This window comes from Streptomyces sp. NPDC044061, assembly GCF_056434305.1.
Map to the genome: position 1 here is coordinate 415,504 of NZ_JBWKFL010000002.1, position 25,783 is coordinate 441,286.

The 25,783-nt window shown below is 71.9% G+C and carries 23 protein-coding genes and 2 tRNA genes; 5 read left to right on the forward strand and 20 right to left on the reverse strand.

Translation table 11 applies throughout. From position 1 onward, the window contains the following. Positions 1-28: 28 nt before the first annotated feature. From AC07CM_RS04360 to leuS, 5 genes are all read right to left on the reverse strand, one after another. Positions 29-2,566 carry a ComEC/Rec2 family competence protein gene (locus AC07CM_RS04360; RefSeq protein WP_478874810.1) on the reverse strand — a complete coding sequence of 846 codons (2,538 nt, stop codon included), beginning with the start codon at positions 2,564-2,566 and terminating at the stop codon, positions 29-31. Then, positions 2,563-3,738: a ComEA family DNA-binding protein gene (locus tag AC07CM_RS04365; RefSeq protein ID WP_478874811.1), complete on the reverse strand. Its 1,176-nt coding sequence runs from the start codon at positions 3,736-3,738 to the stop codon at positions 2,563-2,565. The genes AC07CM_RS04360 and AC07CM_RS04365 overlap by 4 nt, the downstream gene beginning before the upstream one ends. Before the next feature lie 121 nt (positions 3,739-3,859). Next, complete coding sequence (locus tag AC07CM_RS04370; protein ID WP_478874812.1) at positions 3,860-4,705, reverse strand: DegV family protein; 846 nt, start codon at positions 4,703-4,705, stop codon at positions 3,860-3,862. A gap of 72 nt (positions 4,706-4,777) precedes the next feature. After that, a complete protein-coding gene (locus AC07CM_RS04375; protein WP_478874813.1) occupies positions 4,778-5,518 on the reverse strand; it encodes a hypothetical protein in 741 nt (246 codons plus the stop codon). A gap of 160 nt (positions 5,519-5,678) precedes the next feature. Then, complete coding sequence (gene leuS / locus AC07CM_RS04380; RefSeq protein ID WP_478874814.1) at positions 5,679-8,561, reverse strand: leucine--tRNA ligase; 2,883 nt, start codon at positions 8,559-8,561, stop codon at positions 5,679-5,681. A 402-nt stretch (positions 8,562-8,963) separates the two neighbouring features. Between leuS and AC07CM_RS04385 the strand changes: the two genes are divergently transcribed. Then, positions 8,964-10,238 carry a cytochrome b/b6 domain-containing protein gene (locus AC07CM_RS04385; protein WP_478874815.1) on the forward strand — a complete coding sequence of 425 codons (1,275 nt, stop codon included), beginning with the start codon at positions 8,964-8,966 and terminating at the stop codon, positions 10,236-10,238. Then, on the forward strand, positions 10,235-11,845 hold the full coding sequence (locus AC07CM_RS04390; RefSeq protein ID WP_478874816.1) for an NADH-ubiquinone oxidoreductase-F iron-sulfur binding region domain-containing protein: 1,611 nt from the start codon (positions 10,235-10,237) through the stop codon (positions 11,843-11,845). The genes AC07CM_RS04385 and AC07CM_RS04390 overlap by 4 nt, the downstream gene beginning before the upstream one ends. A 121-nt stretch (positions 11,846-11,966) precedes the next feature. On the opposite strand, the gene AC07CM_RS04395 is transcribed toward AC07CM_RS04390, so the two are convergent. Continuing rightward, positions 11,967-12,039 (reverse strand) — tRNA-Ala (locus AC07CM_RS04395). 114 nt (positions 12,040-12,153) lie between these two features. On the opposite strand from AC07CM_RS04395, the gene AC07CM_RS04400 reads away from it, so the two are divergent. After that, positions 12,154-13,377: a glycosyltransferase 87 family protein gene (locus tag AC07CM_RS04400; protein WP_478874817.1), complete on the forward strand. Its 1,224-nt coding sequence runs from the start codon at positions 12,154-12,156 to the stop codon at positions 13,375-13,377. Here AC07CM_RS04400 and AC07CM_RS04405 read toward each other — a convergent pair. The 3 genes from AC07CM_RS04405 to AC07CM_RS04415 all read right to left on the reverse strand — a co-directional run bounded on the left by AC07CM_RS04405 (position 13,356) and on the right by AC07CM_RS04415 (position 15,199). Further along, positions 13,356-13,589 (reverse strand): hypothetical protein, encoded by a 234-nt coding sequence (locus AC07CM_RS04405; RefSeq protein WP_006136074.1) that lies wholly within the window; start codon positions 13,587-13,589, stop codon positions 13,356-13,358. The two genes, AC07CM_RS04400 and AC07CM_RS04405, sit on opposite strands and share 22 nt — an antisense overlap. Before the next feature lie 3 nt (positions 13,590-13,592). Further along, on the reverse strand, positions 13,593-13,766 hold the full coding sequence (locus tag AC07CM_RS04410) for a hypothetical protein (RefSeq protein WP_478874818.1): 174 nt from the start codon (positions 13,764-13,766) through the stop codon (positions 13,593-13,595). 68 nt (positions 13,767-13,834) lie between these two features. After that, the gene (locus AC07CM_RS04415; RefSeq protein ID WP_478874901.1) at positions 13,835-15,199 is read right to left on the reverse strand and encodes an MFS transporter; all 1,365 of its coding nucleotides are present in this window, start codon (positions 15,197-15,199) and stop codon (positions 13,835-13,837) included. 320 nt (positions 15,200-15,519) lie between these two features. On the opposite strand from AC07CM_RS04415, the gene AC07CM_RS04420 reads away from it, so the two are divergent. Next, positions 15,520-16,407, forward strand: coding sequence for a helix-turn-helix transcriptional regulator (locus tag AC07CM_RS04420; RefSeq protein ID WP_478874819.1), 888 nt, complete (start codon positions 15,520-15,522; stop codon positions 16,405-16,407). 81 nt (positions 16,408-16,488) lie between these two features. Here the strand turns inward: AC07CM_RS04420 and AC07CM_RS04425 are convergent. From AC07CM_RS04425 to AC07CM_RS04455, 7 genes are all read right to left on the reverse strand, one after another. Then, a tRNA-Ala gene (locus AC07CM_RS04425) sits at positions 16,489-16,561 on the reverse strand. A gap of 107 nt (positions 16,562-16,668) precedes the next feature. Continuing rightward, on the reverse strand, positions 16,669-17,337 hold the full coding sequence (locus AC07CM_RS04430) for a histidine phosphatase family protein (protein ID WP_478874820.1): 669 nt from the start codon (positions 17,335-17,337) through the stop codon (positions 16,669-16,671). Continuing rightward, complete coding sequence (gene rsfS / locus AC07CM_RS04435; protein WP_478874821.1) at positions 17,337-17,780, reverse strand: ribosome silencing factor; 444 nt, start codon at positions 17,778-17,780, stop codon at positions 17,337-17,339. Before rsfS ends, AC07CM_RS04430 begins: the two co-directional genes overlap by 1 nt. Before the next feature lie 103 nt (positions 17,781-17,883). After that, positions 17,884-19,620 carry an LCP family protein gene (locus tag AC07CM_RS04440; RefSeq protein WP_478874822.1) on the reverse strand — a complete coding sequence of 579 codons (1,737 nt, stop codon included), beginning with the start codon at positions 19,618-19,620 and terminating at the stop codon, positions 17,884-17,886. Between the two features lie 16 nt (positions 19,621-19,636). Beyond that, complete coding sequence (gene nadD, locus AC07CM_RS04445) at positions 19,637-20,365, reverse strand: nicotinate-nucleotide adenylyltransferase (protein WP_478874823.1); 729 nt, start codon at positions 20,363-20,365, stop codon at positions 19,637-19,639. Positions 20,366-20,421: 56 nt separating this feature from the next. After that, positions 20,422-20,586 (reverse strand): hypothetical protein, encoded by a 165-nt coding sequence (locus AC07CM_RS04450; protein WP_478874824.1) that lies wholly within the window; start codon positions 20,584-20,586, stop codon positions 20,422-20,424. Between the two features lie 142 nt (positions 20,587-20,728). Continuing rightward, on the reverse strand, positions 20,729-20,893 hold the full coding sequence (locus AC07CM_RS04455) for a hypothetical protein (protein WP_478874825.1): 165 nt from the start codon (positions 20,891-20,893) through the stop codon (positions 20,729-20,731). Positions 20,894-20,996: 103 nt separating this feature from the next. Between AC07CM_RS04455 and AC07CM_RS04460 the strand changes: the two genes are divergently transcribed. Then, complete coding sequence (locus tag AC07CM_RS04460) at positions 20,997-22,091, forward strand: M48 family metallopeptidase (protein ID WP_478874826.1); 1,095 nt, start codon at positions 20,997-20,999, stop codon at positions 22,089-22,091. 40 nt (positions 22,092-22,131) lie between these two features. Here the strand turns inward: AC07CM_RS04460 and AC07CM_RS04465 are convergent, their stop codons facing one another. The 4 genes from AC07CM_RS04465 to AC07CM_RS04480 all read right to left on the reverse strand — a co-directional run bounded on the left by AC07CM_RS04465 (position 22,132) and on the right by AC07CM_RS04480 (position 25,765). After that, positions 22,132-23,202 carry an SCO2583 family membrane protein gene (locus AC07CM_RS04465; RefSeq protein WP_478874827.1) on the reverse strand — a complete coding sequence of 357 codons (1,071 nt, stop codon included), beginning with the start codon at positions 23,200-23,202 and terminating at the stop codon, positions 22,132-22,134. 89 nt (positions 23,203-23,291) lie between these two features. Further along, the gene (locus tag AC07CM_RS04470; RefSeq protein ID WP_478874828.1) at positions 23,292-23,864 is read right to left on the reverse strand and encodes an SCO2584 family spore wall biosynthesis protein; all 573 of its coding nucleotides are present in this window, start codon (positions 23,862-23,864) and stop codon (positions 23,292-23,294) included. An 85-nt stretch (positions 23,865-23,949) separates the two neighbouring features. Then, on the reverse strand, positions 23,950-25,236 hold the full coding sequence (locus AC07CM_RS04475; protein WP_478874829.1) for a glutamate-5-semialdehyde dehydrogenase: 1,287 nt from the start codon (positions 25,234-25,236) through the stop codon (positions 23,950-23,952). 94 nt (positions 25,237-25,330) lie between these two features. Beyond that, positions 25,331-25,765 (reverse strand): hypothetical protein, encoded by a 435-nt coding sequence (locus AC07CM_RS04480; RefSeq protein ID WP_478874830.1) that lies wholly within the window; start codon positions 25,763-25,765, stop codon positions 25,331-25,333. Positions 25,766-25,783: the final 18 nt, after the last annotated feature.

Sequence of the window (25,783 nt, forward strand, 5' to 3'; positions counted from 1 at the left end):
GCGCCCAGTCTGGGCGCACATCCGCGTCTCAGTCTCTCGTCACCCGCACCTCCCGGTTCGTCCCGCCGCCCCCGCCGACCGCGAGCGCCCCGTCCCGGTCCGTGCGCAGCACCATCGCTCCACCCGCTCGCAGCGCGGCCACGGTCGCCGGTGCCGGATGGCCGTAGGGGTTGCCGGCGCCGCAGGAGATGAGCGCCACCCGCGGGGCCGCCAGCCGTATCAGGTCCGGATCCTGGTAGGCGGAACCGTGGTGAGCCACCTTCAGTACGTCCACTCCCGCCACCTCGGCCGCGGCCGGGGAGTGCAGCAGGGCCTGCTGAGACGGGGGTTCGAGGTCCCCGAGCAGCAGCAGCCGCAGTCCGCCGGTGCGGACCAGCAGGGCGACACTGGCGTCGTTCGGTCCGTCCGGCTCCGGCAGCGGGACCTGCCCCGGGGCCGGTGCCCCGGCGGCGGGTGGCCACAGCACCCGCCAGGCCAGCGGCCCGGCGCGCCGCTCCTCCCCGGCCACGGCCCGGGTGATCGGGATGTGCCGTTCGGCAGCCTCCTTTCTCACGAACTCGGCCTGGTCCGCCGGTTCGTCGAAGTCCGTGGTCTCGATGGCGGCCACCGAGCGGCCTCGCAGGACGCCGGGCAGCCCCGCGACGTGGTCGGCGTGGAAGTGGGTCAGGACGACCAGGGGGATGCGGGTGATGCCCAGCTCCCGCAGACAGCGGTCGACCGGCGCGGGATCGGGTCCGGCGTCCACGACCACCCCGGCTCCCTCACCGGCCGCCAGCACGGTCGCGTCGCCCTGCCCGACGTCGCACATCGCGTACCGCCAGCCCGGCGGCGGCCAGCCCGTGACCACCCGGGTCAACGGCGCCGGCCGCACCATCACCAGCAGAAGCAGCACGCCGGCCACCGCGCACCACCAGGGGTGACGCAGCAGCCGCCGTCCGGCCAGGACGACGCCCCCGGTGACCGCCGCGAGTAGCAGCGCCCCGCACCAGCTCCCCGGCCAGTCCACTCCCCCGCCGGGCAGCGCGGCCCCGGTCCGGGCGACGCCAGCGATCCATCCGGCGGGCCAACCTGCGCACCAGGCGAGCACCTTGGCCACCGGCATCGCCACCGGCGCCGTGGCGAGCGCCGCGAACCCCAGCACCGTGGCCGGAGCGACCGCCACCTCCGCCAGCAGGTTGCAGGGCACCGCCACCAGGCTCACCCGCGCCGACAGCACCGCCACGACCGGCGCGCACACGGCCTGCGCCGCCGCGGCCGCGGCCAGCGCCTCGGCGAGCCTCGCGGGCACCCGGCGCCGCCGCAGGGACTCGCTCCAGCCCGGCGCCAGGAGGAGCAGCGCACCGGTGGCCAGCACAGAGAGCAGGAAGCCGTAACTGCGGGCCAGCCAGGGGTCGTACAGCACCAGCAGGAGTACGGCCGTGGCCAGCGCCGGCACGAGGGATCTGCGGCGCCCGGTCGCCAGGGCGAGCAGGGCGACCGTGCCGCAGGCCGCGGCCCGCAGCACGCTGGGGTCGGGCCGGCACACGATCACGAAGCCGAGCGTGAGGGCGCCCGCCAGCAACGCGGTGGCGCGCAGCGAGAGCCCCAGGCGCGGGGCGAGTCCGCGGCGCTCGGCGCGCTGGGCCAGGCCGGGCGGTCCGATGAGCAGGGCGAGCAGGATCGTGAGATTGCTGCCCGAGACGGCGAGCGTGTGCGCCAGGTCGGTCTCCTTGAACGCGTCGTCCAGTTCGGGCGTGATCCGCGAGGTGTCGCCGACGACCAGCCCGGGAAGCAGGGCCCGGGCGTCCGCGGGCAGATCCTCGGTCGCCTGCCGCAGCCCGGCCCTGAGCCGGCCCGCCAGCCGTTGCGGCCCGCTCGGCCCCGCGACGACCTCCGGCACGGGCTCGCTCCGCACCCGCAGCACGGCCGCGGTACGGTCGCCGCCGGACAGGGCGGGCGCCAGCCGGGCGTCGACCCGCAGCCGGGTGGACGGCAGCAGCCCGAGCCAGACCGCACGCGCGCCGTGCGTGGCCGACGTGGTGGGCGCGTCGCCGGCAGGGGGCGCCCGTGGCGCCGGAACGTGTCCGTCGACAACCATCAGCACGGGAGTTCGCGTCCTCACATCCGCGCCGCCCCTCTCCTCGACACGGCGCACCTCCGCCCTGGCCAGGACCGCCACGGGCGCCGCGTGATCGCCCCGCACCCGCGGCCGGCTCAGCCACGGATCGCCGCTCAGCTCGACCTCGGCGGTCACGTTCGCGAACCGTCGCGCCAGCTCCGGTACCGGACCGCGCCGCACATCCGCCCCGTGCAATCCGGCGGAGGCCGCGGACGCGGCCACGCAGAGGAGCACGGCGGCGACCGGGGCCCGGGCCCATGCGAACCGGGCGGGCGAGCGGGCCGGCCTCTTCCACCGCCGGGCCGCCAGCAGGACCGCTCCGCCGATCAGGCAGGCGACCGCGATGCCGGTGCTCCAGCCCGGTGGAGCGTCGAGGACCAGGGCAGCCGTCGCCCAGGCGGCGAGTGCGGGAGGAACCAGGCGCAGATCGGTCGGGGCCGGCGGCCGGTCGCCGGAGGAGCCGCTCATGGCCGCACCATGGACCGCAGGTCGGCGAAGCGGCGGGCGCCGATGCCGTTGACCTGGCGCAGCTCCTCCACCGACCGGAAGCCGCCGTGCCGGGTTCGGTAGTCGATGATGTGCTGGGCCAACACGGGGCCGACCCCCGGCAGAGTGTCGAGCTGATCGGCCGTTGCCGTGTTGAGGGAGACCGGGGCCACGGGACCCTCGCCCGCCGGTCCGGGACCCGCGCCGTTGCCGGGCCCGGCCGGTACCGGCGCCGCCGGTGCGGAGGCGCCGACCAGGACCTGCTCGCCGTCCACCAGGAAGCGGGCCCGGTTGAGGCCGTCGGTGCGCACGCCCGGCCGCACCCCGCCCGCGGCCCGCAGCGCGTCGGCCACCCGCGAGCCGGCCGGCAGCCGGCGGACGCCGGGCCTGCGGACCTTGCCGCCGACGTCCACGACGATCTCCCCGCCCGGCGTGGGGGAGGCGCTCACGGCACGACCGGACTTCGCCTCCTCGTCCTTCCCGGTGAACGGCGCTTCGGCCCGCACCACTTGAGGAGCCCTCACGGTCTGCGTCCGGCCGGTCCAGAAGTGCTGGACCGCGAACACGGCTGCTGCCACGAGCACCACGGCGAGCGCGACCACTCCCCGCCGCTCCACCCCGCACCGCACCTGTACCCAGACGGGCAACCGCTCCCGCAGAGCGAGTCCGGCCCGTTCCCACAGGCTCGGCACGAGGGGTTCCACCGTCTCCGAACGGCCCTCGGGACCGACCTGTTGCACCTCGGGAGCCCGCACGGATCCGGGCTCGGCGGACGGTGTGCGTGCCGCGCCCGGTCCGTGCGGCGCCGTGACAGCCGTACTCCGCCTCGGTGTCAGCCCCTTGACGTCGGCCGCGCTCCGCCTCGGCGCCGGTCCCATGGCCGTTGCCGTGCTCAGGCCGGGCGCCGCACCCGTCACCGTCGTCGTGCTCGCGGGCGGCTGCCCGTTCGGTGGGGCGTTGCCCGACTCCCTCCATTCCACGGCCCGTTCACCGAAGAGAAGTTCCGCACGCCGGCGCAGTTCCTCCGCCGGTGCGGGCACGCGGTGGCGGGCGCGGCGGCGGCCGGTGGGGCGGCGGATACGGCCGTCGGAGGCGGGACCGCGACCCGGTCCGCTGGTCGGGGTGGCTGTGCGTGAACGTGATCGAAGTGCCATGCGACGAGGATGGGGCATCTCGCCAATTCGCGATGATCTTGGTCAATTCCCGGGGATACCCGCACAGTTGTGGAAAACTCCGCCACTCGGACGAGTGACGGCGGGCCCGGGAAGCGGAGTGTCAGCGTGGTGAGACGACCACGCCCAGCAGCCCGGGCCCGGTGTGTGCGCCGATCACCGCTCCGACCTCGCTGACATGCAGGTCGGCAAGTCCGGATACCCGCTCCCGCAGCCGGTCGGCGAGCGCGGAGGCCCGGTCGGGAGCGGCGAGGTGGTGGACGGCGATGTCGACCTGGGCACTGCCCGCCCGGTCGGCGACGATCTCCTCGAGGCGGGCGATCGCCCTGGACGCCGTACGGACCTTTTCGAGGAGCTCGATGCGCCCACCGTCCAGCTGGAGCAGCGGCTTGACGGCCAGCGCGGATCCGAGCAGGGCCTGCGCGGCGCCGATCCGGCCGCCGCGGCGCAGATAGTCGAGCGTGTCGACGTAGAAGTAGGCGGAGGTGCCCGCGGCCCGCTTCTCGGCGGCCGTCACCGCCTCGTCCACCGTGCCGCCCGCCTCCGCCGCCTCGGCCGCGGCGAGCGCGCAGAAGCCCAGGGCCATCGCGACCATCCCGGTGTCCACCACCCGTACGGGCACCGGTGCCTCACGCGCCGCCAGGACCGCCGCGTCGTGGGTGCCGGACAGCTCGGCGGACAGGTGCAGGGAGACGATGCCGCTCGCCCCGGACTCGGCGACCCGGCGATAGGTCTCCGCGAACACCTGGGGGCTGGGGCGGGAGGTGGTGACCGGGCGCCGCTTCTGCAGTGCCTGGGCGAGGGAACGGGTCGAGATCTCGGTGCCCTCTTCGAGTGCCCGGTCGCCGAGGACCACGGTCAGGGGCACCGCTGTGATGCCGTGGCGCTCCATCGTCCGCGGCGGCAGGTAGGCCGTTGAATCGGTGACGATCGCGACATGGCGGGACATGAGCTGGAGGTTACCTGCCGTAGTGCGGGCACGGCAGCCCGGCCCCTGTCCGCCGGACCGGGAGCGGCCCGGTCATGTGGTGCTTTCGGGCCGCGGCTTCTTCTGCCAGGGGTAGGCAGGGCGCTGCGTCGGCGGGTTGATCGCGGGGGCCGGCCGCTCCTCGGCGGTGCGGGACACAGGTGTCTCCGGCCAGGTCTGCTGCTGCGCAGCCGACCCCTCGGCGGCGGCCGGGGCGGTGGGCCACGGCGGGGGCGCCGGTGTGGGTTCCGCCTTCGTCCAGTGCCGAAGGGCGCCTGCCTCGACGTCGATCTGGGCGCTCAACGCGTCCAGGTCGTCGTCGGAGAAGCGGCAGGCCCGGTCGCGGGCGGCCCAGCGCAGGGAGTCGGCGGACTGGGTGATGCGCTCGGTGCGGCGGCGCAGCTCGGGCAGCCGCGCGGCGAGCGTGGCCCGGTCGGGCTCGGACTCCAGGCGCTTGAGGTCGGCGTCCAGCTCGAGCCCGTGCGCGCTGAGGCGCTCGAAGAGGCCGAGGGACTCCTTCAGCGACTCGTCCTCGGACACGCCCGCGTGCAGCGCGTCCTGGGTGGCGCGCATCGAGGTGCGCAGTGTGAGCCGCAGCTGGGCGATCTCACCGGCCGGCCCGGGCTGGGCGAAGGACCTGGCGCGCAGGGTGTGGTCCTCGACCGTGCGCCTGGCCTGCGCGATCGTGCGGTCCACACCGCGCCTGGCGACGCCGACCGCCTTGACCGTGGCGTACGCGCCGAGGCCGATGAAGACCAGGAAGAGCAGGGCGAACACGGTGATCACTGTTTCCATGACGCTCCTCCTCCGGCGGGTGCGGTGCGAGCCGCCGCGCTCTCCACGGTAAACGCTTTGGGCAGGCCCGGAGTTCCAGAAAAACCCCGAACCTGCCCGTAGGGGACTACCCCGACACCGGATGCACCCGGCGTACTGTCACGCGGTCACACGGGATCCGTCACGCCGGAACGATGTTCACCAGCTTCGGCGCCCGCACGATCACCTTGCGGATGCCGGCACCGCCCAGCGCCCGGACGACCGCCTCGTCGGCCAGCGCCACCTTCTCCAGCTCCTCCTCGGAGATGGCCGGCGGCACCTCCAGTCGGGCCTTGACCTTGCCCTTGATCTGGACGACGCAGGTCACGGACTCGTCCACCACGTACTGCGGGTCGGCGACCGGGAAGTCCTGGTGGACGACCGAGTCGGTGTGGCCCAGCTTGCGCCACAGCTCCTCGGCGACGTGCGGGGCCAGCGGGGCGACCATCAGGACCAGCGGCTCGGCGACCGGACGCGGCACCGCGCCACCCGCCTTGGTCAGGTGGTTGTTCAGCTCGGTGACCTTGGCGATGGCGGTGTTGAAGCGCAGGCCCTCCAGGTCCTGGCGCACGCCGTCGATCGCCTTGTGCAGGGCACGCAGCGTCTCCTCGTCGGGCTCGGCGTCGGTGACGGTGACCTCGCCGGTGTTCTCGTCGACGACGTTGCGCCACAGCCGCTGCAGCAGCCGGAACTGGCCGACCACCGCGCGCGTGTCCCAGGGACGGGAGACGTCCAGCGGGCCCATGGCCATCTCGTACAGGCGCAGGGTGTCGGCGCCGTACTCGGCGGCGATCTCGTCCGGCGTCACCGCGTTCTTCAGGGACTTGCCCATCTTGCCCAGCAGGCGGCTGACCTTCTCGCCCTGGTAGTAGTACTCGCCGTCCAGCTCCTCGACCTCGGCGGCGGGCACCGCGATGCCACGGCTGTCGCGGTAGACGTAGGCCTGGATCATGCCCTGGTTGAACAGCTTGTGGAACGGCTCGGCGGAGGAGACGTGCCCCAGGTCGTACAGGACCTTGGACCAGAAACGCGCGTACAGCAGGTGCAGCACGGCGTGCTCGGCGCCGCCGACGTACAGGTCGACGCCACCGTGCGGCAGACCCTCGCGCGGGCCCATCCAGTACTGCTCGATCTCCGGGTCGACCAGCTTGCGCTCGTTGTGCGGGTCCAGGTAGCGGAACTCGTACCAGCAGGAACCGGCCCAGTTGGGCATGGTGTTGGTCTCGCGCCGGTACTTCTTCGGCCCGTCTCCCAGGTCCAGGGTGACGTCGACCCACTCCTCGTTGCGCGACAGCGGCGTCTCGGGCTGGGTGTCCGCGTCGTCCGGGTCGAAGGTGCGCGGCGAGTAGTCCTCGACCTCCGGCAGCTCCAGCGGCAGCATCGACTCGGGCAGCGCGTGGGCGACACCTTCCTCGTCGTAGACGATCGGGAAGGGCTCACCCCAGTAGCGCTGGCGGCTGAACAGCCAGTCGCGCAGGCGGAAGTTGACGGTGCCCTCGCCGATGCCCTTGTCCGCCAGCCATTCGGTGATGCGGGCCTTGGCCTCGGCTACGCCCAGGCCGTCCAGGGAGATCTCGTCGTTGGAGGAGTTGATGATCTTCGCGTCGTACGACCCGAAGGCGTTCTCCCACGTCGAGGTGTCCGTGCCGCGGCCGTCGGTCGGCTCGACGATGCAGTGGATCGGCAGCTCGAAGGCGCGCGCGAACTCGAAGTCGCGCTGGTCGCCCGCCGGGACGGCCATGATCGCGCCGGTGCCGTAGCCCATCAGGACGTAGTCGGCGATGAAGACCGGGACCTGCTCGCCGTTGACCGGGTTGGTTGCGTACGCGCCGATGAAGACGCCGGTCTTGTCCTTGGCCTCGGCCTGCCGCTCCACGTCCGACTTGGAGGCGGCCTGCGCACGGTAGGCGGCGACGGCCTCGGCCGGGGTCGCGTGGCCGCCGGTCCACACCCCGTGCGTGCCCTCGGGCCATGCTTCGGGGGTGAACTTCTCGACCAGCGGGTGCTCGGGCGCCAGCACCATGTAGGTGGCGCCGAACAGGGTGTCCGGGCGGGTGGTGAAGACCGTGATGCGCTCGCCGTCGATCGGGAAGTCGACGCGGGCGCCCTCGCTGCGGCCGATCCAGTTGCGCTGCTGCAGCTTGATGGCCTCCGGCCAGTCCAGCTCCTCCAGGTCCTCCAGCAGCCGGTCGGCGTAGGCGGTGATGCGCATGTTCCACTGGCGCAGCTTGGCCTTGAAGACCGGGTAGTTGCCGCGCTCGGACCGGCCGTCGGCGGTGACCTCCTCGTTGGCCAGCACGGTGCCCAGACCCGGGCACCAGTTGACCGGCGCGTCGGAGGCGTAGGCCAGGCGGTACTCGCCCAGGACCTCGGCGCGCTCGGTCTCGCTCAGCTCGCTCCACGCGCGCGTGGTGCCCGGAATCGCGCGCTCACCGGATGCGAACCCGTCGATCAGCTCGGAGATCGGGCGGGCCTTCTGCGCCTCCTCGTCGTACCAGGAGTCGAAGATCTGCAGGAAGATCCACTGGGTCCACTTGTAGTAGTCCGGGTCGATCGTGGCGAACGACCGGCGCTTGTCGTGGCCCAGGCCCAGCCGGCGCAGCTGGGCCTTCATGTTCTCGATGTTGGCCTCGGTGGACACGCGCGGGTGGGTGCCCGTCTGCACGGCGTACTGCTCGGCCGGCAGGCCGAAGGCGTCGAAGCCCAGGGTGTGCAGGACGTTGTGGCCGGTCATGCGCTGGAACCGGGCGTAGACGTCGGTGGCGATGTAACCCAGGGGGTGGCCGACGTGCAGGCCCGCACCCGAGGGGTACGGGAACATGTCCATGATGAACTTCTTGGGCTTCGCGGCCAGCGCGGCGTCGCCGGCCAGGTCACCCTTGGGGTTGGGGGCCGCATACGTGCCGTCGGCGTCCCAGAAGTCCTGCCAGCGTGCCTCGATCTCGGCGGCCAGAGACGCCGTGTAGCGGTGCGGCGCGGCCTCCGCCGACGCCGCAGCGGTGGCAGCGGGGTTCGTCTCGCTCATGATCCTCAAAGCTCCATCGATCGTCTCTGCCTGCGGAAATGAAAAAACCCCTCGCACAGGAGGGGACGCCGCGCCGATGCCGACCACACGGTTCGACCGGTGGTCGGTACTGATCAGCGCGGCCCGCTAAGCAGAAGGCGTACGGCACGCATGGCGATAGGGTACCGCAGGCCTTGAGCAAGCCGCGACGCGCTTCCGTATGCCTTGTGGACATGCCACGAACCCGACCAGAACTGAACGAAGGTCAAGGATTACTTCGCGTAACAGCCACTAAGGGACATCGACTCAGTCGCATTGTCCTTTGATAACAACGCAATAACTCAAACCTCGTACTGATCGGTATGGCGCCACTTAGAGTTCGGCAGCGGGACCGCTTTCCCGAAACTGCTCGGAGTTGCCCCCATGAACCCTCGTCGTAGTAACAGCTCACTCCCCACACCGGGCCGGTCGGCCTATGGGGTGGCGACGGCTGTCGTCCTGCTGCTCATACCCGTGGTGGTGGTGTACGGAGGCGGCTGGCTCCAGGACTTCCTCAACTTCGGTGCGGGCGTCCTGTCGCTCGTCAGCCTCACCAGCTCGGTGATCTGGGGCCTGGTCACCCAGGACCGGCTCATCCTCAACACCCGTCAGCGGATCATCGCCCAGGGCATCCACCGGGTGCTCTCCGTGGCCTCGATCGCCTTCCTGCTGGTGCACATCACGATCAAGCTGGCGCTGGGCCACACCGTCCTGATCGCCGCGCTGATCCCCTTCAGCCTCGGCGTCTCGGGCAGCGCGGGACTGATCGGCCTCGGCTCGCTGGCCGCACTGCTCATGATCTTCGTGGGGGTCACCGGCGCGCTGCGCAACCAGTTCGCCTCCCCGGCGCCGGTGGCGGCGCGCTGGCGTGCCATGCACATGCTGGCCTACCCGGCCCTGTGCGCGGCACTGATCCACGGTCTGTTCGCGGGGCGTGCGGCGAAACCGTTCTTCATGGTGTCGTACGAGCTCTGCCTGGCCGGGATCATGGCGGCGCTCGCGCTGCGGGCCGCGCCGCGCCCGTTCAAGCGCAAGGTCGCCGACCGGATCGTCGCGCTCATCGGCACGGAGGAGCGACAGGGCCTGGAGGACCTGGACGCGAGCCGGGCCAGGCGGGCGGAGACCCCGTCCACACTGCCGGGCTTCGAGAGCCGGCGCTCCGCCGAGCCGTCGTTCCCGGACCCGACGGCGCCGCCCGCGTACGCCGCCCCCGAGCCCGCCTCCGGTTTCGCGGCCGCCTACCGCGCGGTGTCCACTCCGGGCCGCCCCCAGCAGCCGTTCACGGCCGGTCGGACCACGCGCATGGACCTGCCGCTGGACCTGCAGGCCACGGAGGCGATGCCGCGCGTGGACGGCCCCTCCAGCACGTCGGGCAGCTGGCCGATCCCGTCCCCGCCGCCGGTCGGCGAGGCACCGCCGTCGGCGTACGACCCGCTCCAGGACACCGGATACAACATGCCGCCCTATGGCAATCCGGGCACCTCCGGGTACGGCGGGAGTGAGATGTACGACACCGGTGAGACGAACACCCGGTACGGCACGTACAACTCGAACGAAACGTTCAACAGCGGTCCCGCCACTGAAGCAACCCCCGGCACCTCGTTCGACACGCCGGGTTCGGGCGAACCTTGGAACACGCCTTCCGGAGGCTATAGGTGAACGAGGCCCTGCCCGACGTACCCGAAGTCCGCGTAGTCGGCCTTCCGCAGCTCACGTCGGGCTTCGACCTTGTGGAGCGGCTCGATCTGCCCATGCATCTGAAGGTGCACGGGCCGCTCGATCCCCTGGGCGGCGAACAGCTCGCCCAGCTCGCCGAGCGCATCAACCTGAAGGGCCGCGGCGGCGCGGGCTTCCCCTTCCACAAGAAGCTGCGCTCGGTCGCCGAGTCGGCGATCAAGCGGGGCGTACGGCCGGTCGTCGTCGTCAACGGCAGTGAGGACGAACCGGCCTGCCGCAAGGACACGGTGCTGATCAACCGTGCCCCGCACCTCATATTGGACGGCGCGCTGCTGTGCGCCGAGGCCCTCGGTGCCCGCACGCTCGTGATCGGGGTCACCCGGGAGTCCACCCAGCGCTCCATGGAGGCCGCGCTCGCCGAACGCGGCCTGAGCAACAGCCGTAGATCGGCACTGCGCGCGTGGGTGCAGCGCAACCCCGTGCGCATGGTCACCGGCGCCGCCGCGTCACTGGTCCGCTCGGTGGACGGCGGCCCGGCGATCCCGCCCGGCCGCAAGATCAGCGCCTCGCAGAGCGGTGTGGGCGGGGCGCCGACGCTGCTGTCGAACGCGGAGACGTTCGCGCAGCTGGCGATCGCCGCCCGGATCGGTCCCGAGCGCTACGGCAACACCGGTCTGTACGACGAGCCGGGCACCGTCATGCTGACGGTCTCCGGCGCGGTCGCCCGCCCGATGGTGATCGAGGTCCCCACGGGCGTGCCGCTGCGCTACGTCCTGCAGCTGGCCGGTGCCCCGCCGGTGCCGCAGGGTGTGCTGACCGGCGGCTACCACGGCAAGTGGATCGACGCGGCCACCGTGAACGAGGCGATCGTCTCCCGCAACTCCCTCGACGCGGTGGGCGGTTCGCTGGGCGCGGGCGCGATCCTGCCGATCAGCCAGGACACCTGCCCGCTGGGCGAGTCGCTGCGGGTGGCCCAGTGGCTGGCCGAGGAGAGCGCCGGCCAGTGCGGCCCCTGCTACCTCGGACTGCCCGCCGCCGCGCGCGGCATGGAGGACATCCTCAACGGCGGCGGACCGGCCGCCCTGGAGGCGCTGAAGCAGGTCGCGAAGAACGTGAAGCGGCGCGGGGCGTGTTCGCACCCCGACGGCTCCGCGATGTTCCTGGAGTCGACCATCAAGGCGTTCACCGACGACCTGGCCGCACACGTCCTCGGAAACGGCTGCGGACGGCCCGTGGAGGGCGTCCTGCCGCTCTTCGAGGGAGGCAGGGCCCCGGCGGGCATCCCGGGCGGTGGAGAAGCCGAGGAGACCGGCGCCAGCCGCCAGAAGATCTACGTCGACTGGACGCTGTGCCGGGGCCACGGGCTGTGCGCCGACATCCTCCCGGAGGTCTTCGAACTGGGCGCGGACGGCTTCCCGACCGTGGCGCAGGCACAGGTGCCGCGCTACGCGGAGGCGAAGGCCCTGCGCGCGGTGCGCCGCTGTCCGGCACTGGCGCTGCGCCTCGAGGAGGACACGCGCGGGCAGGCGCCGTCGCGCAACCTGCCCGTCCTCTCCCAGGGCCGCGGCCGCCGCGCTCTCGGACGCTGAGCGAACGGACGGCGGGTCACCCGGCTGAAGGTGACCCGCCGTCGTGTCGTGCGCTCCGGAAGGTGTCCTGGAACACGCCGAAGGCGGACCATCCGTTCGGATGGTCCGCCTTCGATTTCTGTGGAGCTAAGGAGAATTGAACTCCTGACCTCCTGCATGCCATGCAGGCGCTCTACCAACTGAGCTATAGCCCCTTGTTGTGTTCCGCCCGGTTTCCCCGGCGGCGACGCCAACATTACACGGTCCCCGGGGGGCAGTACCAAATCGATTTCCGCTCTGCTCCCGTACGGGGGCTAATGTCTGCTTTCGTGACCCTGAACGCCTTCTCCGAAGCCGGGCGCCGGGTGCCGCTGGCCGTGGGTGCCTGCCTGGCGTCGTTCGCGGCGTTCTGGCTGGCCCAGCGGGCCGCGCACGTGTCGATGATCGACCTGATGGTGTACCGGGCCGAGGGGGCCACCGTCCGCGCGGGAGGCGACCTGTACACGCTGCGGGCGACCGCCGCGCACCTGCCCACCACGTACCCGCCGTTCGCGGCCCTGCTGTTCACCGCGCTGACCCTGCCGGACACCGTGACCCTGCGGGTACTGGCGACGGCCGGGAATCTCGCCCTCCTGGTGGTGTTCGTGCGGCTGTCACTGAAACTCGTCGGCCACGCGCGCGTGGAGACCGTCTGGTGGGTCGCGGCGGCGGCCGTCTGGTGCGAGCCGGTGTGGACGACCCTGCGCTACGGCCAGGTCAACCTGCTGCTCGCCGCCCTGGTGCTGTGGGACCTGTCCCGGCGTACCGCCGGCGGGTACGGCCGCTGGGCCGGGGCGGGGCTCGGGCTCGCCGCCGCGGTGAAACTGACGCCCGGCCTGTTCCCGGTGTTCCTGCTCGCCACGGGTGTCGTGGCCCACCTCGGGGGCGGGGACGGACGGCCCTGGCTGCGGCACGCGCGCGGGGCGGCCACCGCGTTCGCCGTGGCGACGCTGCTCGCGGCGGCCGCCCTGCCGTACGACTCGTGGCGGTACTGGACGGACATCGTGTTCCGCCCGGACCGGGCCGGGCACCCCGAGGGCACGGCCAATCAGGCCCTGCGCGGCGTTCTGGCGCGCCTGCTGCACTTACCCGACCCCGGAGCGCTCTGGGCGGTCTCCGCGGCCCTCGTGGCCGCCCTGGGGCTCACGGTGGCGGTGGCCGCCGAACTGCGCGGGCTGCGGGCCTGGGCGGTGTGCGGCTGCGCGGTCACGGCACTGCTGCTCAGTCCGGTGTCGTGGACGCATCACTGGGTGTGGTGCGTGCCCGTGGTGCTGCTGCTATGGACGCACGGACACCGGGCGGCAGCCGTGGGCACCGGACTGGTCTTCTGCTCGTACGTCCCGTGGTGGGTGCCGCACGGCAGTGGACGGCCCGAACTGCACCAGACGTGCGTCCAGTTCACGCTCTCGGCTCTCTACGCGGGGGCCGGCGCACTGTTCCTCGTGCTGGCCCGGACATCGTTGCCGAAGTCGCGGCCGCGGTCAGGAGCGCGTCAGGCGGTGACGAAGGAGTAGAACCTCTTGAGCGTGCAGTGCTCCTCGAGCAGGCGGCCGTAGATCGGCTCGCCCTCCAGCTCACGGTAGGTCTCGATCGGGTCGCCTTTTATGATCAGCGCCCGCGCGCATTCCTCGCACCAGTACTGGTAGTCGGGATTGATCGGCTCCATGTCACGGACGATCGGCGTACCGCTGCCGCACCAGTCGCACTTTCGCCTGTGTGCACCCATCGATCAGCTCCAGCTGTGGCCGCAGGCCGTGCACACGTAGGAGATTCCGCCGTTGTCCCCGAGAACTTGGGCCACGTGCACGGAACCGCAGGAAGGGCAGCTGAGCCGGGTGGTCGTGTCCCGTATCAACGCTGCACCGAGGAGGTGGCCGCCCTCCTCAAGGATGCTCGCAGGCATCGCTACTCCTCCCGTCGGGCCGCGCCCCCTTCCGGCCGTTTGATTCTGCCACGGCCGGACCAATACGGTCAGCGACGCCTCAGTACCAGTCCGGACACGGCCCCCGCCGCGGCCGTCCCGGCCAGCGCCCACGCGCTCACCGAGAACGCCTCCGCAGAGGTATACGCCCGCAGAACCCCGAGTGACTCAAGCCGGTTCAGGAACAGTGTGCCGAATGCCGCCACGCCGATCAGCTGACCGAGCTGGACGACGGTAGCCAGCAGCCCGCTGGCGTCCGCCGCGTCCTCGGGCCGCACGGTGGCCAGCGCGCCCGTGAACGTCGGACTGAAGGCGAGGGCGAGCCCGACTCCCACACCGGCGTACCCGGCATAGAGCGCCGCTCCCCCGTCGCCGCCTCCGTGGAAGGCGAGACCCACCACGGCCACCGAGACGGCCGTGAGCGCGAACCCGGCCGGGGTGAGCACCCGCTGCCAGGCGGCGGGCCACCTTCGCCAGGTCACGCTGACCGCGCCGAAGACGACCGCGGTCGGCGCGAAGCTCAGGCCGGCCCGCAGGGCGCTGTAACCGAGACCGCCCTGGGCGTGCAGGGTCAGTGCGAAGAGGAAACCGCCGTTGACGGACAGGACGGCCAGGATGCGGAACACGGCCAGCCCCATGCCGGGGTGACGCAGGACACGGGGCGCGATCAGCGGGGCACCGCCGCGTCGGGCGAGCCGGGACTCGTAGCCGCCGAACACGGCGAACAGCAGCACGGCGGCGCCGAGCGACAGCCAGGACCACAGCGGCCAGTCCTCTTCCTGCCCGAGCACCAGCGGCACGGTCAGCAGCGACACGGCCGCGCCGAGCAGGACGAGTCCGGGCAGGTCCAACGAGCGTGCCCGCTCGGACTCCGCGGTGCGGTCCAGCGGCAGGACCCTCCTGCCCAGTACCAGCAGGACCGCGCCCACCGGCACGTTGACCAGGAACACCGGCCGCCAGCCGGCGCCGAGCAGGTCGGCGCTGACCAGCACACCACCGACGGTCTGGCCGGCCCCGGCACCGACGGCGAGGACCGCCGAGTACGCGCCGAGCGCCCGGGCCCGGGCCTCACCGGTGAAGCTGCGCTGGATCAGGCTGAGCACCTGCGGGATCATCAGCGCCGCACCGGCGCCCTGCACCAGCCGGAACACGATCAGCTCGGTGGAGCCCTGCGCCAGGCCGCAGGCGAGCGAGGCGGCCGTGAACACGGCGAGTCCGGCGAGGTGGACCCGGCCGTGGCCGAGCCGGTCACCGAGCCGGGCGCCGGTGATCAGCAGTACGGAGTAGGTGATGGCGTAGCCGGCGATCACCAGCTGCAGGTCGGCGCCCGAGGCGTGGAGATCGGAACCGATGGTGGGAGCAGCGACGTTCACGATGAAGACGTCGAGCGCCGCCATGAACAGGGCGGCGAGCAGGACCCTGAGCAGCAGCCGGGACCGGTTGTCAGTGGCGGGTGCTTCACTGTGCGTGACGGTCAACGCCTCGCGATGGGAGCGGGACGCACTGTCGGCGGCGGGGGCTTCACTGTCAGTGGTGGGTGCTTCACTGATCGCAGGGTTCGGAACGGGCGCGGGACTCGGCCCGGTTCGGGGTGTCGTCGTCATGGCGTCGAGCCTGACGACGCTCCGGTACAGGTGCCGAGTGCCCGCTGATGCTGGTACTGGCAGTACCTGGCAGCGCCCGTGCCGGGTGCCGACGATGGGAACGGGACGACGGGGGACGGGGGCATACGACGATGGGGACGACGACACAGCGCCGCCGGCCGGAGCTGGCCGCCTTTCTGCGCAGCAGGCGGGCCCGGGTGACACCGGCCGACGTGGGCATGCCGCCGGGGCTGCGGCGGCGCACGCCCGGGCTGCGCCGGGAGGAGGTCGCCCAGCTCTCGGGCGTGGGGGTGACCTGGTACACGTGGCTGGAGCAGGGCAGGCCGATCAACGCCTCTCCGCAGGTGCTGGACGCGGTGGCGCGGACGCTGCGGCTGGACCCGCCCGAGCGCGAGCACCTGTACCGGCTGGCGGAGGTGCCCTTCGACCCGGCCCCGGAGAGCATGGCACGCCGGGTCGGCCCCGAGGTGCAGGGCATCATCGACGCTCTCGACCCGCTGCTCGCGGTGGTCTACAACTCGCGGTACGACGTCCTGGCCACCAACCGGGCCTACCGCGACCTGTTCGTGGTGCCGGAGACCCTCCGGATCGGCGTCCCGAACGTGCTGTGGACGCTGTTCACGGTGCCGGAGGAGACATGCCCGGTGGTGCACCGGGATCGCGAGCTGCCGGTGATGGTGGCGACGCTGCGGTCGGCGTACGGCAGACATGTGGGCGAGCCGGCCTGGGAGGAGTACATACGCGCCCTGTCGGCGGCGAGCCCCTGTTTCGCGCGGCTGTGGGAGAGCGGTGCGGTGACGCCGCCGGGGCCGCGGGTGAAGACGTTCCGCCACCGGGGCGTGGGCGAGATGCGGATGACCTCGCAGTCCCTGTCCGTCGACGGGATGCCCGAGTGCCGGATCGTGGTCTACACCCCGGACGACGAGGACGCGCGCACGAAGGTCGCGCTGCTGAGGGAAAGGAGACAGCGGCTGTGGCCGCCGACGGACGAAAGGAAGCCTATTGAGATCATTCGTTGATGGAACGCAGAAAATCCCGCCCCCTTGAGGGGACGGGATCCTCATCACCGATCTTTGACAACTCAACAGAGTGTCGATCCGTGGAGCTAAGGAGAATTGAACTCCTGACCTCCTGCATGCCATGCAGGCGCTCTACCAACTGAGCTATAGCCCCTGGTGTTCTTCCCGCTCGGCGGGGCGAACAAGAAGAACTTTAGCCTGCGACCTGCCGGAAAGCGAAATCCGGGTCCCCGGGCCGGGAACGCCGGGCCCTCGGGTGGCTCAGTCGTCGTCGCCGAGGACGGGCTCCGGGAGGGTGCCCGCGTTGTGCTCCAGCAGGCGCCAGCCGCGGGCGCCCTCACCGAGCACGGACCAGCAGCAGTTGGAGAGACCGCCGAGGCTCTCCCAGTGCCAGGGTTCCAGGCCGAGGAGACGGCCGATGGTGGTGCGGATCGTGCCGCCGTGGCTGACCACCACGAGGGTGCCGTCCTCGGGCAGCTTCTCGGCGTGCCGCAGCACGACGGGGGCCGCCCGGTCGGCGACCTCGGTCTCCAGTTCGCCGCCGCCGCGGCGGACCGCCTCGCCGCGCTTCCAGGCCGCGTACTCCTCGCCGTGGCGGGCGATGATCTCCTCGTGCGTCAGCCCCTGCCAGACGCCCGCGTAGGTCTCGCGCAGGCCCTCGTCACGGGTGATGTGCAGGCCGGTCAGGCCGGCCAGTTCGGCGGCCGTGTTCGAGGCCCGCTGCAGGTCCGAGGAGATGATCGCGTCGGGGCCCAGGGAGGCGAGCAGCCGGGCCGCGCGGCGGGCCTGGCCGATACCGGTCTCGGTCAGCTCGACGTCCGTGGTGCCCTGGAAGCGGCGCTCCACGTTCCACGAGGTCTGGCCGTGCCGCCACAGGATGATGCGGCGGCCGCGGCCCCTGCGGTCGCTCACCTCGCCGGTGGCGCTCATCACCAGTCCCCGCCCGGCTCTTGGACGGCCTCGGCTTCCTGCAGCTTGGCGTGCTCCTCGGCCTTGCCCCGGGTGGCCTTGGCGTCGGCGGGCAGCTCCAGCTCGGGGCAGTCCTTCCACAGCCGCTCCAGGGCGTAGAAGACCCGCTCCTCGCTGTGCTGGACGTGCACGACGATGTCGATGTAGTCGAGCAGGATCCAGCGGGACTCGCGGTCGCCCTCGCGGCGTACCGGCTTGGCGCCGAGTTCCTTCAGCAGGCGCTCCTCGATCTCGTCGACGATCGCCCTGACCTGGCGGTCGTTCGGCGCCGAGGCCAGCAGGAATGCGTCCGTGATCGACAGGACGTCGCTGACGTCGTAGGCGATGACGTCGTGGGCGAGCTTGTCGGCCGCCGCCTGGGCGGCGGTGTTGATGAGCTCAAGGGAACGATCGGTGGCGGTCACTACACGGCTTTCCGTCAAGGGGTCACTTGACATCAAGGGTCTCACGGACCGCCTGGCGCACCCCATGTGATTACGGCATCACATGGGGTGCCCCCGGCCGCTGTCAGGAGGAGGCGGGCTTGTAGTCGCCGCCGAGGACGACCGAGACGTCGGCGCCGGAGGAGACGGTGCCCTTGGTCACGGAGCCGGCGGGCAGCCCCAGGGTCTTGGCGACCTCGGTGGCGTTGGCCTTGTCGGCGGCATCGGCGTAGAGCACCTTGGACGTGGCCCGGGTGCCGGACGCGGTGCCGCCCTCCAGGAAGGTGAAGCCGCCGTTGAGGAGGATGACGCGGGCCTTATCGGTGTCGTCCTTCACACCGGTGGCGTTCTGGACGGAGACCCGGACCGCGGAGCCGGCGTCGGGACTCTTGGCGGTGCCACCGAGGATGTCCTTCACCACGCTGTCGCTGGTGCTGGCGCTCAGCGTGCCGTCGGACTGCACGGGAAGCAGGGCCGTCTTGTAGTCGCCGCCCTTGGCGAGGTCGGCGAGCCTGGCGAGGAAGGCGCCGAGGTCCTTGTCCGTCAGCGGCGGGTCGAGGATCTGCGCGAGGGTCTGCACGGTCGTCGTGGCGGCCGTCGGATCGGAGGAGACCTTGCGCAGCACCCCCTGCATGACCTGCCCGAACCGCTCCAGCTGGGCGTTCTGGGCCTCGCCGGCGGCGCGGTAGGTGGCGTAGGCGACGGCCATCCTGCCGCTGAGGGTCTGGGCCTTGCCCTGGTGGACCAGGGGCGAGGCGCCCTTCTTCTTGGCGTCCGGGTCGGGTACGTCGGCGTTGGTGTCGACCTCGATGTTGCCGACCAGGTCGACGAGGTTCTGCAGGTAGGGGGTGTCCAGGCGCCAGCTGCCCTGGATGTCGGTGCCCAGGACGGTGTCGAGCTGGTCGCGGGTGCCGGAGGCCCCGTCGTCGTCGACCGACTTGGCGAGGGTCGTGGTGGAGCCGTCGTCGCCGGTCAGCGCGAGGGCGTTGGGCAGCAGGACGGTGGTGCCCTGCTTGGTGGTGGTGTTGTCGACCAGCAGCGCCGTGGAGGTGCCGCCCTTGCCGGTGTTGTGCAGGTGGACGACGATCACATCGCGTTTCTGGGCGCTCACCGGAGTCGCCGTGCCCGCCTTGGAGCCGGACGAGGACAGGCCGGGCAGCTTCCCTGCGTACCAGAGGTAGCCGACGCCGCCGACGGCGACCAGCGCGAGGACGACGACGAGGGCGGTGATCCGGCTGCGGGCGCGGCGGCGGGCCTCCTCGCGGCGCTCGGTGCGGTTCTCGGTGAACTTCAGCCAGTCGATGACGTCCTCGGAGTCACCCTCCGGGTCCTCCACGAACGCGAACTGCCCGGTGTGGTAGTCCCGTTCCCCGGGATCCCGCTCGTCGGGCTCCTCCGGCGCCGGTGTCCGCTCGGCCGGACCGGACTGCTGCGGGATGTACGCGGTCTGTTCCGCACCCCGGGGCTGCTGCTGCCCACCGGTGGCGGCCTGCCCGTAGGGGTCGTACGGGGCGGCGGCACGGTGGGTGCCGGTGCCGTACGGGTCGTACGGGGCCTGGGAGCCGTAGGGGTCGTAGGCGGGTGCGGCGGGCGGCTGTTGACCGGTGTCGTAGGCGTCGTAGGACGGTGCCTGCTGCTGCCGCCCGCCCGTGGCGTACGGGTCGTAGCCGTAGCCCTGCTGGGCGTACGGGTCGTAGGGCTGCTGCGGGGCCTGCTGTGCCGGGATCTGCCGGTACACGGGCTGCCCGTGCTCGTCGTAGCCGACGAGTTCGTACGGGGCGGCGCCGTAGCCGGCGTCACCCGTGTCGTATCGGTCGTTCACCGGTGCCCCTCTCGGCTCACTCGCCGCGGTACAGCTCGCGCTTGTCGATGTAGCGCACGACTCCGTCCGGCACCATGTACCAGATGGGGTCGCCCTTGGCGACTCTCGCCCGGCAGTCCGTGGAGGAGATGGCCAGCGCCGGCACCTCGACCAGCGAGACGCCGCCCTCCGGCAGGCCGGGGTTGGTCAGATGGTGCCCGGGCCGGGTGACGCCGATGAAGTGCGCGAGCGAGAACAGCTCCTCGGAGTCGCGCCAGGTCAGCAGCTGGGCGAGGGCGTCGGCGCCGGTGATGAAGAAGAGGTCGGTGTCGGGGTTGAGGGCCCGCAGGTCGCGCAGCGTGTCCACGGTGTAGGTGGGGCCGCCGCGGTCGATGTCGATGCGGCTGACGGAGAACTGCGGGTTCTCGGCGGTCGCGATGACCGTCATCAGGTAGCGGTCCTCGGCCGGGGAGACCTTGCGGTGGGACTTCTGCCACGGCTGGCCGGTGGGCACGAACACCACCTCGTCCAGCTGGAACTGGGCCGCGACCTCGCTGGCCGCCACGAGGTGCCCGTGGTGGATCGGGTCGAACGTTCCGCCCATGACGCCGAGACGGCGCTTGCCCGGACGGGCGGGGCCGTGGCCCGGCCCGTACGCCGGGGTCTTCACCGTGCCGGCCGCCGCGTCGGCGTCGTTGACGGCGCCGTCGGCCGCGTGTGCGGCCGCTGCGTTCGCCGGACCGGTAGGCATGTCCTGCTGTCCCATGCGTGCAGACCCTACCGGCCCGGCCTGAGGGCCCCGGCCGGGGACGGGGTCCAGGCTCAGCGGTCGCGGTTGAAGCGGGTGGTGATCCACAGCAGGAGCAGCAGGATGATCAGGGCGCCGCCGCCGGTGACGGCCGGGTTCAGGCTGTTGTGGTGGCCGCCGCGCTCCTCGCCCTCGGCGGCGAGGGTGACCAACTGGGCAGCGGTGCTGTGGAAGCTCATCTTCGGCAGACCAATCGCGTGTGGGCGGGATAAGGACGTCGCCTCATCGTAAGCGGGCGGCCCGGCGGCGATCACGCCGACTCCGCCGTTGGGACGGGCGGTCGGCGCCGGTGGACCGTCGACGGGGAACTTTCGGCGCCCGTCAGTCGTCCTTCCGCTTGTAGCCGCGCAGCAGGAGCCACGCGGTCAGTACGCACCCGAGGATCATCACGATCAGGACGACCCGGAGCAGATTCCCCGCCCCGTGCTGCTGGACGGCGCTCGTGGCGGCCTCGGTCAGCCAGGCGGCTGGGGGGTGGTGCTCCATGGCTCGGACTCCTTCGGCTGTACTGCCCGTCCACGGTATCTCCGCCTAGGCTGGCCCCTGCCTCGGGGGCACAGTGGGCACTCACACGCACATGGGGGAAGACATGTCCGACGACGGCCGCGAGCAGACGGGGCACGAGCGCGTGCCGAGCAGGCAGCGCAGGCGCTTCCCGGGGATCTCCTCGCGTGCTTACGAGCACCCGGCCGACCGGTCGGCTCTGGTGGCGCTGCGCAAGCTGAGCGGTTTCGACACGGTGTTCAAGGCGCTCAGCGGGCTGCTGCCGGAGCGGAGCCTCAGGCTGCTGTTCCTGTCCGACTCGGTGCGGGTCTCGGAGCGGCAGTTCTCGCATCTGCACGACATGCTGCTGGACGCCTGTTACATCCTGGACCTGGAGAAGGTCCCGCCGATGTACGTGACGCAGGACCCGCAGCCGAATGCGATGTGCATCGGGCTGGACGAGCCGGTCATCGTGGTCACCACGGGGCTGGTCGAACTGCTCGACGAGGAGGAGATGCGGGCGGTCGTCGGGCACGAGGTGGGGCACGCCCTGTCCGGGCACTCGGTGTACCGCACCATTCTGCTGTTCCTGACCACGCTGGCGCTGAAGGTCGCCTGGATCCCGCTGGGCAACCTCGCGATCATGGCGCTCGTGACGGCGCTGCGGGAGTGGTTCCGCAAGTCGGAGCTGTCCGCCGACCGGGCGGGACTGCTGGTGGGGCAGGATCTGCGGGCCTCCATGCGCGGCCTGATGAAGATCGCCGGTGGCAACCATCTGCACGAGATGAACGTGGACGCGTTCCTGGAGCAGGCCGAGGAGTACGAGGCCGGGGGCGACCTGCGCGACTCCGTGCTGAAGATCCTCAACGTGCTGCCGCGTTCGCATCCCTTCGCCACCATCCGGGCGGCCGAGCTGAAGAAGTGGGCCGAGTCCCGCGACTACCAGCGGATCATGGACGGGCACTACGCGCGGCGCAGCGAGGACAAGGACACCTCGGTCAGCGACTCCTTCCGCGAGTCCGCCGCGAGCTACGCCAGCGACGTGAAGAGCTCCAAGGACCCGCTGATGAAGCTGGTCACGGATCTCGCGGGCGGCGCGGGCGACCTGGGCGGCCGGGTCCGCCGGGGTTTCGACGGCTTCAAGAGCCCCGCTCCCCCGAAGGACGGTCCGAGCGGAACAGCGCCGCACGACGGCGACTGACTCCCGGCCCTGCTGTCCTCCTCGGCCCGGGCTGCCGCCCTCACACCTTCGGCTGGGCCTCGGGGGCCAGCGTCCCGCACAGGGCCGTCGCGCTGTCCGTGGCGAAGGGGTTGGTGCCCGCCGGGCCGCCTGTCCGGGCGGTCTGGCCGGCCAGGAGGGGCCGCAGGTAGGAGGTGGTGTCCTCCGCGCAGGACATGGGGCCGGCCTGGGCGTAGGAGGCGACCAGCTGAAGCTCGCCCAGGCGCAGGTCGTCGCGGTCGAAGCGGAAGGTCAGCTCGCGGCGGACGGTGAACAGCGACACGGAGGCGTCGGCGGCGGCGCCGGCCGGGCGCAGGGCGTAGACGAAGATCGTGTGGGCGCCGACCTCAAGGGTGGCCGAGTCGGTCTCGGTGGCCTGCAGGGTGCCCTGGACGCGGATCCTGTCGTCGGCCAGTTCCGCGCGGGACGGGTCGAGCCGGACCAGCCAGCCGGTGGGGGCGTGACGGCCGTCCGCCGCAGGGTGGTCGAAGCTCTGGTCGAACTGGTCGAGCTGGTCGGAGTCGAGGAGGGACCGGGCCGGACGGACCTGCCGGCCGCGGAGCACGTCGGGGTCGAGGGAGGAGCGGACGAGGTAGTTCCTGGCGATGCTCAGGGCGGCCGTCACCTGGCTGTCGGAGAAGTGCGCGGTGCTGCGGGAGGCGGGCAGCGGAATCCCGGTGGCGCCGACCTCGAACTGGGCGGCGGGGCTGTGCGCGTAGAGGTACTCGGCCTCGGCGGCGCCGGGCACCTTGCCCTGGGGCGCGAGCGGGATGACGGTCATCCGCAGGGCCTCGACGGGGCGCCGGGCCTGCGGGGAGCCGTAGGGGTGGCGGACGCCCATGTAGATCGCGGTGCCGAAGGCGACGGCGAGCAGCACGGCGAGGATCAGGACCTGCAAGGTCAGTCCCCGGCGCAGGGGCGGGCGGCGGCGTACGGCGGGCGCGTGGTCGGCCATGCGCTCCTGAGCGGAGTACTCCTGGAGGCGGGCAGCACGGACGAACGACTCGTCGAACACGACGGATCGGTACTCGTCCTCTCCACCTGCGGGGCCGCCCTCGGGTGTCCCCTCCGGTGGGTCTCCAGGCCCGCCCATACTTTCAGAGTAGGTCTCACGGGCCCCGGGTAAACGCCCTGCTACACGACAACTTCTGACAGGTTCTCACCAGAAGTGTGTGCGGCGGTTCAGGGGGATCTCGGGATCGCCGAGACCGCCGGCGGAGAGGAGTCGGCGGAGGCGGAGGGAGGCGAGGCCGCGCCCTGCTCGAGGCCGGTCGAGGCGGGTGACGGCACCCGGTCCCGGGTGCTGGATGAGGCGCCCCGGTAGACCGCGGCGAAGGCCAGCGCGACCATGCCTATGCCCATCACGAGGGCGAGCACCCAGGCGACGGGCCGGTGCCAGCGGACCTGCTTGCCGTAGTGCCCGAAGACACCGCGGTGGTCGCCGAGGACGTAGGCGTCGTCCAGTTCGTCGTCGTCCGGATCATGACCGAAATCGGTGCCCTCGGGGCCGTACCCGTCGTCGTAGCGCTCGCCTCTGGCGTGGGCTCGGCGGGCTTCCGCCTCGGAGGCCTCCGCTCGGGCCTGCGCGGCGGCCAGGAGGCGTTCGACGGCGGTCGGCTCGTGCACCACGGCCGCCCGCACGAAGGCCTCGTCGAAGACCACGGAGGCGAACTCTTCGTCCGACACCCCGTGGTCGTGGTCGTCGTCGGGCTCCCAGCCGTCAGGGAACGGCGTGCCCCCCACGTCCTCCGGCACGGATCCAGAGTAGACCTGGGGGGTCAATTTGGGCAGACGGTATGGAGATTCATCCGTCTGCTGAGACGCCTTTTCGCCAGGGCCGTCAGCGGCGCACGTGGCCGTCGCCGGTGACGATGTACTTCGTGCTGGTCAGCTCCGGAAGGCCCATCGGGCCGCGGGCGTGCAGCTTCTGGGTGGAGATGCCGATCTCGGCGCCGAAGCCGAACTGGCCGCCGTCGGTGAAGCGGGTGGAGGCGTTCACGGCGACGGTGGTGGAGTCGACCAGCTGGGTGAAGCGGCGGGCCGCCTGCTGGGAGGTGGTGACGATCGCCTCGGTATGGCCGGAGGTCCACAGCCGGATGTGCTCGACGGCCCTGTCGAGGGAGTCAACGACGGCGGCGGCGATGTCGTACGAGAGGTACTCGGTCTCCCAGTCCTCGGGGGTGGCCTCGACGACGGTGGCCTTGGAGTCCTTGGCGTGGGCCAGCACGCGCTCGTCGGCGTGCACGGTCACCCCGGCCTCGGCGAGGGCGTCGAGGGCGCGCGGCAGGAACTCGGCGGCGATGTCCTGGTGGACCAGGAGGGTCTCGGCGGCGTTGCACACGCTGACCCGCTGGGCCTTGGAGTTGATCAGGATCTCGATCGCCGTGTCGATGTCGGCCTGGGCGTCGACGTAGACGTGGCAGTTGCCGGTGCCGGTCTCGATGACGGGGACGGTGGACTCGCTGACCACGGTCTGGATCAGGGAGGCGCCGCCGCGCGGGATCAGCACGTCGACGAGTCCCCGGGCGCGCATCAGCTCGCGCACGGACTCGCGGCTCTCACCGGGCACCAGCTGGACCGCGTCGGCGGGCAGCCCGGCACCGCCGACTGCGTCCCGGATCACCCGGACGAGGGCGGCGTTGGACTCGTAGGCGGAGGCCGAGCCGCGCAGCAGGACGACGTTGCCGGACTTCAGGCAGAGAGCGGCGGCGTCGACGGTGACGTTGGGGCGGGCCTCGTAGATGATGCCGACCACGCCGAGGGGGACGCGGACCTGTCGCAGGTCGATGCCGTTGGGGAGGGTGGAGCCGCGGACGACCTCGCCGACCGGGTCGGGCAGCTTCGCGACGTCGCGGACGTCGGAGGCGATGGCGCGGACCCGCTCGGGGGTGAGGGTGAGCCGGTCGACGATGGCCTCGCTGGTGCCGTTCTCCCGGGCCTTGGCCACGTCCTTGGCGTTGGCCTCGACGATCTCGCCGGTCCGGACCTCCAGGGCGTCGGCGATGGCGAGCAGCGCGTCGTCCTTCACAGCGCGCGGGAGCGGCGCGAGGTCGGCGGCGGCGGCCTTGGCCCGGTAGGCGGCCTGGGTGACCGGGGACATGGAGTCGTACGGCGAGAGCGTGGTCATGAGGGAAGGGTAGTGCGCGGCCCCGGGCGGTTCAGCCGTCGTCCCACACCGCGAGACGGGTGAAAAGGGGCGAGCCGGACGCGCGCGGTGGGGGTCAGAAGGGGTGGACACCGACGGGTGTGGCGGGCGCCGGCCCGTACCCCTCGGCGATCCGCTGGTGGTAGGTCTCCCGGTCGATGACCTCGAGGCCGACGATCTCCCAGGCGGGCAGCCCCGCGCTCTGGCGGTGCTCGCCCCACAGGCGCAGGGCAACGGCGGCCGCGTCGTGCAGGTCGCGGGCCTCCTCCCAGTAACGGATCTCCGCGTGGTCGCTCGCGTATCTGCTGGTCAGCAGGAAGGGGTGGTCGTGGGCGAGCTGTTCCAGGGCGCGTCGCAGGTCGGCCAGCGGAACCTTCTGTCCGGAGACGCTGAGGGTGACGTGCCACAGGCGGGGCAGGTCCTTGGGTTCCTCGTAGTCCTGGTAGGTGTCCCCGGCCGCGACGCTCGTCAGAGCACCGCGGGACGCCGCCCCAGGGCGCACTCGTCTCACGGCGGCCTCCTTCTCGCA

Bases quoted from the DNA above. Each gene is read 5' to 3' on its own strand.
- AC07CM_RS04360 (WP_478874810.1), bottom strand. From the start codon at position 2,566: ATGAGCGGCTCCTCCGGCGACCGGCCGCCGGCCCCGACCGATCTGCGC.
- AC07CM_RS04365 (WP_478874811.1), bottom strand. From the start codon at position 3,738: ATGGCACTTCGATCACGTTCACGCACAGCCACCCCGACCAGCGGACCG.
- AC07CM_RS04370 (WP_478874812.1), bottom strand. From the start codon at position 4,705: ATGTCCCGCCATGTCGCGATCGTCACCGATTCAACGGCCTACCTGCCG.
- AC07CM_RS04375 (WP_478874813.1), bottom strand. From the start codon at position 5,518: ATGGAAACAGTGATCACCGTGTTCGCCCTGCTCTTCCTGGTCTTCATC.
- leuS (WP_478874814.1), bottom strand. From the start codon at position 8,561: ATGAGCGAGACGAACCCCGCTGCCACCGCTGCGGCGTCGGCGGAGGCC.
- AC07CM_RS04385 (WP_478874815.1), top strand. From the start codon at position 8,964: ATGAACCCTCGTCGTAGTAACAGCTCACTCCCCACACCGGGCCGGTCG.
- AC07CM_RS04405 (WP_006136074.1), bottom strand. From the start codon at position 13,589: ATGGGTGCACACAGGCGAAAGTGCGACTGGTGCGGCAGCGGTACGCCG.
- AC07CM_RS04410 (WP_478874818.1), bottom strand. From the start codon at position 13,766: ATGCCTGCGAGCATCCTTGAGGAGGGCGGCCACCTCCTCGGTGCAGCG.
- AC07CM_RS04420 (WP_478874819.1), top strand. From the start codon at position 15,520: ATGGGGACGACGACACAGCGCCGCCGGCCGGAGCTGGCCGCCTTTCTG.
- AC07CM_RS04430 (WP_478874820.1), bottom strand. From the start codon at position 17,337: ATGAGCGCCACCGGCGAGGTGAGCGACCGCAGGGGCCGCGGCCGCCGC.
- nadD (WP_478874823.1), bottom strand. From the start codon at position 20,365: ATGGGACAGCAGGACATGCCTACCGGTCCGGCGAACGCAGCGGCCGCA.
- AC07CM_RS04450 (WP_478874824.1), bottom strand. From the start codon at position 20,586: ATGAGCTTCCACAGCACCGCTGCCCAGTTGGTCACCCTCGCCGCCGAG.
- AC07CM_RS04455 (WP_478874825.1), bottom strand. From the start codon at position 20,893: ATGGAGCACCACCCCCCAGCCGCCTGGCTGACCGAGGCCGCCACGAGC.
- AC07CM_RS04460 (WP_478874826.1), top strand. From the start codon at position 20,997: ATGTCCGACGACGGCCGCGAGCAGACGGGGCACGAGCGCGTGCCGAGC.
- AC07CM_RS04465 (WP_478874827.1), bottom strand. From the start codon at position 23,202: ATGGGCGGGCCTGGAGACCCACCGGAGGGGACACCCGAGGGCGGCCCC.
- AC07CM_RS04475 (WP_478874829.1), bottom strand. From the start codon at position 25,236: ATGACCACGCTCTCGCCGTACGACTCCATGTCCCCGGTCACCCAGGCC.